This is a genomic window from Pseudomonas agronomica (genome assembly GCF_025917275.1).
GTDB classification, from domain to species: domain Bacteria; phylum Pseudomonadota; class Gammaproteobacteria; order Pseudomonadales; family Pseudomonadaceae; genus Aquipseudomonas; species Aquipseudomonas agronomica.
The window spans coordinates 1-5,071 of the sequence record NZ_JAOSHO010000374.1; the positions used below are offsets into that span (position 1 = coordinate 1).

At 62.5% G+C, this 5,071-nt stretch carries 4 protein-coding genes; 2 read left to right on the top strand and 2 right to left on the bottom strand.

The window, feature by feature from the left end; translation table 11 throughout:
* Positions 1–73: 73 nt before the first annotated feature.
* Positions 74–994: a histone deacetylase family protein gene (locus OC610_RS20825; RefSeq protein WP_264430380.1), complete on the top strand. Its 921-nt coding sequence runs from the start codon at positions 74–76 to the stop codon at positions 992–994.
* 279 nt (positions 995–1,273) lie between these two features.
* The gene (locus OC610_RS20830; protein ID WP_264430382.1) at positions 1,274–2,509 is read left to right on the top strand and encodes a TIGR03862 family flavoprotein; all 1,236 of its coding nucleotides are present in this window, start codon (positions 1,274–1,276) and stop codon (positions 2,507–2,509) included.
* A 129-nt stretch (positions 2,510–2,638) separates the two neighbouring features.
* On the opposite strand, the gene OC610_RS20835 is transcribed toward OC610_RS20830, so the two are convergent.
* Both OC610_RS20835 and yedA read right to left on the bottom strand, forming a co-directional pair.
* The gene (locus OC610_RS20835) at positions 2,639–3,976 is read right to left on the bottom strand and encodes a DEAD/DEAH box helicase (protein ID WP_264430383.1); all 1,338 of its coding nucleotides are present in this window, start codon (positions 3,974–3,976) and stop codon (positions 2,639–2,641) included.
* A 58-nt stretch (positions 3,977–4,034) separates the two neighbouring features.
* Positions 4,035–4,937 (bottom strand): drug/metabolite exporter YedA, encoded by a 903-nt coding sequence (gene yedA, locus OC610_RS20840; protein WP_264430385.1) that lies wholly within the window; start codon positions 4,935–4,937, stop codon positions 4,035–4,037.
* Positions 4,938–5,071 lie beyond the last annotated feature (134 nt).

The window sequence follows — 5,071 nt, forward strand, 5'->3', positions numbered from 1 at the left end:
GTCGCGCAGGCACTTTTCGTGCACAGCCTACATCGCTGGTAGGATCCTTCACTCACTCACCGCTGAAAACACTATGCCTTTGCCGCTGATCTATCACGAAGACTACAGCCCCGAGTTCCCAGCGGATCACCGCTTCCCCATGGACAAGTTCCGCCTGCTGCGCGACCACCTGGTAGAAAGTGGCCTGACGACGGATGCGGACCTGCTGCGTCCCGCCCTGTGCCCGCCAAATATCCTCGCCCTGGCCCATGACCGCGCTTATATCGAACGCTACATGGGCGGCGAGTTGTCTCGCGAAGACCAACGGCGACTTGGCCTGCCCTGGAGCGAAGCCCTGGCCCGGCGAACGGTACGCGCGGTGGGTGGCTCGCTCCTGGCCGCCGAAAAGGCCCTCGAACACGGGTTGGCCTGTCATCTGGCCGGCGGCACCCATCACGCCCACTATGACCACCCGGCCGGCTTTTGCATTTTCAATGACCTGGCGGTGATCAGCCGCTACTTCCTGGCCACCGGTCGCGTCTCGCGGGTGTTGATTTTCGACTGCGACGTGCACCAGGGCGACGGTACTGCTCGAATACTCCATGACACCCCGGACGCCGTGACAGTTTCCCTGCACTGCGAAAAGAATTTTCCGGCGCGCAAGGCGCAAAGCGATTGGGACATTCCGCTGCCGATGGGCATGGACGATGCCGCTTACCTTAAAGTCGTGGACGATGCGCTCAATTACCTGCTGCCGCTCTACCAGCCGGACCTGGTGCTGTATGACGCTGGCGTCGATGTGCACAAGGACGACGCCCTCGGCTACCTGAAACTGACCGACGAAGGCCTCGCCGCCCGGGACGAAAGCGTGATGCGCCATTGCCTCGGGCGAGACATCCCCGTCGTCGGCGTGATCGGTGGCGGCTACAGCAAGGACCGCAAGGCCCTCGCCCGACGCCACGGGATCCTGCACCACAGCGCGCAAAAGGTCTGGATGTCATCAGGATGTCATTGAAGTCTGGGCTTTACCCACAATGCCTGTGGAGCGGCCTGTGGATAACCTGAGCGAAACGGCCTACAGGCTATGTCGTCTGTAGCGTACAAATGCCTGGCTGTTTTTTGATCAGAACTCTCAACAACACTTACATACCCCTGTGGGAGCGAGCTTGCTCGCGATAGCGGTGTGTCAGCGGCATTGATGTGGCTGATCCTCCGCTATCGCGAGCAAGCTCGCTCCCACAGGGATCTGTGCTGATAGAATGCCCCGCCTATTCCAGCCCCCGCAGTCCAAATCATGACCTCGACCACCCAGCCCCCCACCCTAAACATCGCCATCATCGGCGGCGGCCCTGCTGGCCTGATGGCGGCCGAGGTGTTGAGCCAGGCCGGCGTCCAGGTCGAGCTGTACGACGGCATGCCCTCGGTGGGCAGGAAGTTTCTCCTGGCCGGCGTCGGCGGCATGAACATCACCCACTCCGAAGCCTTCCCGGCGTTCCTGTCCCGCTACGGCGAACGCACGCCGAATATCGCCCCGCTGCTGCGGGCATTCGGCGCAAATGAGCTGTGCGAATGGATTCATGGCCTGGGCATCGACACCTTCGTCGGCAGCTCGGGACGGGTATTTCCAACCGACATGAAAGCCGCCCCGCTGCTGCGCGCCTGGCTCAAGCGCCTGCGTGAGGCCGGCGTGGCGATCCACACCCGCCACCGTTGGCTCGGCTGGAACCCCGACGGCAGCCTGCGCATCGCCAGCCCGGAGGGCGAGAAGAGCCTTAAGCCTGACGCAACGTTACTGGCATTGGGCGGCGGTAGCTGGTCACGCCTGGGCTCCGACGGCGCCTGGATGCTGCCCCTGGAACAGCGCGGCGTGGCCCTTGCGCCGTTGCAGCCGAGCAACTGCGGGTTCGACGTGGCGGCCTGGAGCGACCTGATGATCAGCAAATTCGCCGGCGCCCCGCTGAAGAACATCGCCATCGGCCTCAACGACGATGTGCCTCGCCTGGGCGAATGCGTCATCACCGCCACCGGACTCGAAGGCAGCCTGATCTATGCGCTGTCGGCAGCGATTCGTGAGGCCATCAACCAGCACGGCCACGCGACCATTCATCTGGACCTGCTGCCGGGCCGGCCTGTGGATAAAATCCTTCAGGCCCTGAACAAGCCACGCGGTTCTCGCTCGATGGCCAAGCACTTGCACAGCCAGTTGGGGATCGACGGGGTCAAGGCGGCGTTATTGCGCGAGCTGACGTCTGCCGATTGCTTCGCCGACATGGCGCGACTGGCGCAAGCGATCAAGGCCTTGCCGGTCACGCTGGTGAAAACCCGTCCGCTGGACGAAGCCATCAGCAGCGCCGGGGGCGTGACCTTCGAAGCCCTGGACGAACGGCTGATGCTCAAGCAGTTACCCGGCGTTTTCTGCGCAGGAGAGATGCTCGACTGGGAAGCGCCAACCGGCGGCTACCTGCTCACGGCCTGCTTTGCCAGTGGCCGGGCGGCGGGCTCAGGAATGCTGGGATTCTTGAACGGTTGAACGTTTACACGGTTGAACCTGTAGGAGCTGTCGAGCGAAGCGAGGCTGCGATCTTTTGATCTTTTGCTTGAGATTCAAGTGTCTGGGAAAAGATCGCAGCCTCGCTTCGCTCGACAGCTCCTACAAGTATCAAGGCTTACGCTTACGCGGCCCGGTATTGAACACCGGCACTTTTCGCACAGGCTTGACCGACGGTTCCACCGGCCCCGAATCGCCGCTGTCCACCCACTTGCCCAGGTTGCGCTTGCCGCCACTGCCCTGGGTTTTCGGTTTCTTCGGCTTCTTCGGTTTCTTGATCACCTGGCCGCTGGCATCGGTCTCCGGCACGCGGTGCTCAGGTTCGAAATCCTGTTCCATCTGCCGGGGCAATGCCTGACGGGTCAAGGTCTCGATGGCCGACAGCAGATTCACTTCATCGGCGCAGACCAGGGAAATCGCCTGCCCGCTGGCGCCCGCCCGGCCCGTGCGGCCGATGCGGTGGATGTAATCCTCGGCAACAATCGGCAGGTCGAAGTTCACCACCAATGGCAAATCCTCGATATCCAGGCCACGGGCAGCGACATCGGTGGCCACCAGGATCTGCACTTCGCTGGCCTTGAAGCGGTCCAGCGCACGCTGGCGGGTCGCCTGGGGTTTGTCGCCGTGGATGCCATCGGCATTGACACCCAGGCCCTGGAGTTTTTCCACCAGCGCATCGACGCCGTTGCGGGTCTTGGCGAACACCAGCACCTGTTTCCACTTGTGCTTGCGCATCAGATGAATGAACAGCTCCGGCTTGCGCTTCTTGTCCACCGTCACCACCCATTGCTTGACGGTGTTGGCAGCCACGTTGCGCGGGCTCACTTCGATGCTCAGCGGGTCGTTGAGCATCTGCCCGGCCAACAGCCGGATCGCATCGGAGAAGGTCGCCGAGAACAGCAGCGTCTGGCGCTTCTTCGGCAGCGCCTTGTAGATGTTCGCCAGTTCCTCGGAGAAACCGAGGTCGAGCATGCGGTCGGCTTCGTCCAGCACCAGGGTCTGCAACTGGTTGAACTTCAGCGCGTTCTGGCGGAACAGATCGAGCAAGCGGCCCGGTGTGGCGACCAGCAGGTCGACACCTTTGCGCAACTTCATCATCTGCGGGTTGATGCTGACGCCGCCGTACACAGCGTAGGTGCTCAAGGGCAGGTTCTGCGCGTATTGGCGCACGCTTTCGTGGACCTGCTCGGCCAGTTCGCGGGTCGGTACCAGGATCAGCGCACGCACCGAGTTGGCGGCGACTTTCGGCCCTTCGGTGGTCAGCAACTGCAACAGCGGCACGGCAAAACCGGCGGTCTTGCCAGTGCCGGTCTGGGCCGCGGCCATCAGGTCGCGCCCGGCGAGCACGGCCGGCATGGCCTGGGCCTGGACCGGCGTCGGAGTCTGGTAGCCGAGCGTGTCGAGGGCGCGCAGCAGGGGTTCGATCAGGCCAAGGGTGGCGAAAGTCATGGAGATACCGTAGGAAAAATCAGCGCAGGGTGTGCAATGCGCGGCAGTTTACCCTAAATCAGGATTCGGCCGGTGCAGGCTTGGGCTTGCGCCACTGCGGCAACCCGATCAACACCACGGCGCTGATGATCACCAGCATCGCCAAGGCTTCTTCGATGCCAATGGTTTCTCCCGCGAAGACGATCCCCAGTAACACCGCCACCGCCGGGTTGACGTAGGCATAGCTGGTGGCCGCCGCCGGGCGCACATGCTTGAGCAGGTACATGTAGGCGTTGAAGGCGATGATCGAACCGAACCCGATCAGATAGACCAACGCGAACCAACCTTCCAGCGGCGGCACGTGGTCCAGGCGCTCACCACTGGCGAAGCTGCCAATCAGCAGCACCACGCCGGCCACCAGCATTTCCACCGCGCTGGCCATCGCCCCCGCCGGCAACGGCAGGTGTTTGCTCAGCACCGAGCCAAAGGCCCAGGAGGCCGCCGCGAATACCAGCAAAGCCGCCCCCAACGGGCTCGATTGCAGGTTGGAACCCAGGTTGAGCATGGCGATGCCGATCAACCCCAACACAATCCCGGCCCACTCGAGACGGGTATTGCGCGCGCCCCAGAAATATCCGCAAAGCAAGGTAAACAAAGGCACCGTCGCCACGGCCAACGCTGCCACGCCCGACGCCACGCCCGTGTGCTCGGCGATGCTCACCGCACCATTGCCAAAGGTCAGCAGCAACACGCCAATGAGCGCCCCGGCCTTCCATTGCGCCCAGGTCGGCGCCGGCGCGCCCTTCCACCGCAAGAAGCCGTACATCAACGACCCGGCGATCACAAAACGAATCCCGGCCAGCAGCAACGGCGGCCAATGCTCGACGCCGATGCGAATCACCAGGTAGGTCGAACCCCAGATAACGTACAAGGCGAAAAAGGCAGCGATCAACGGCAACGGAAAACGGCGTGGGCCAGGCATGTTCAACTCGAAGTCAGGACGGTGAAACCTGCCATTCTAAGAAGCCGATCGACAGAAATTAAGTTACAAAATCTGTTTATCCGAGCCATACACTTTTCAAGACACGACCAATACGACTGAACACAGACCAACCC

Excerpts from the sequence above, each read along its gene's own strand:
- OC610_RS20825 (WP_264430380.1), top strand. The coding sequence starts at position 74 with ATGCCTTTGCCGCTGATCTATCACGAAGACTACAGCCCCGAGTTCCCA.
- OC610_RS20830 (WP_264430382.1), top strand. The coding sequence starts at position 1,274 with ATGACCTCGACCACCCAGCCCCCCACCCTAAACATCGCCATCATCGGC.
- OC610_RS20835 (WP_264430383.1), bottom strand. The coding sequence starts at position 3,976 with ATGACTTTCGCCACCCTTGGCCTGATCGAACCCCTGCTGCGCGCCCTC.
- yedA (WP_264430385.1), bottom strand. The coding sequence starts at position 4,937 with ATGCCTGGCCCACGCCGTTTTCCGTTGCCGTTGATCGCTGCCTTTTTC.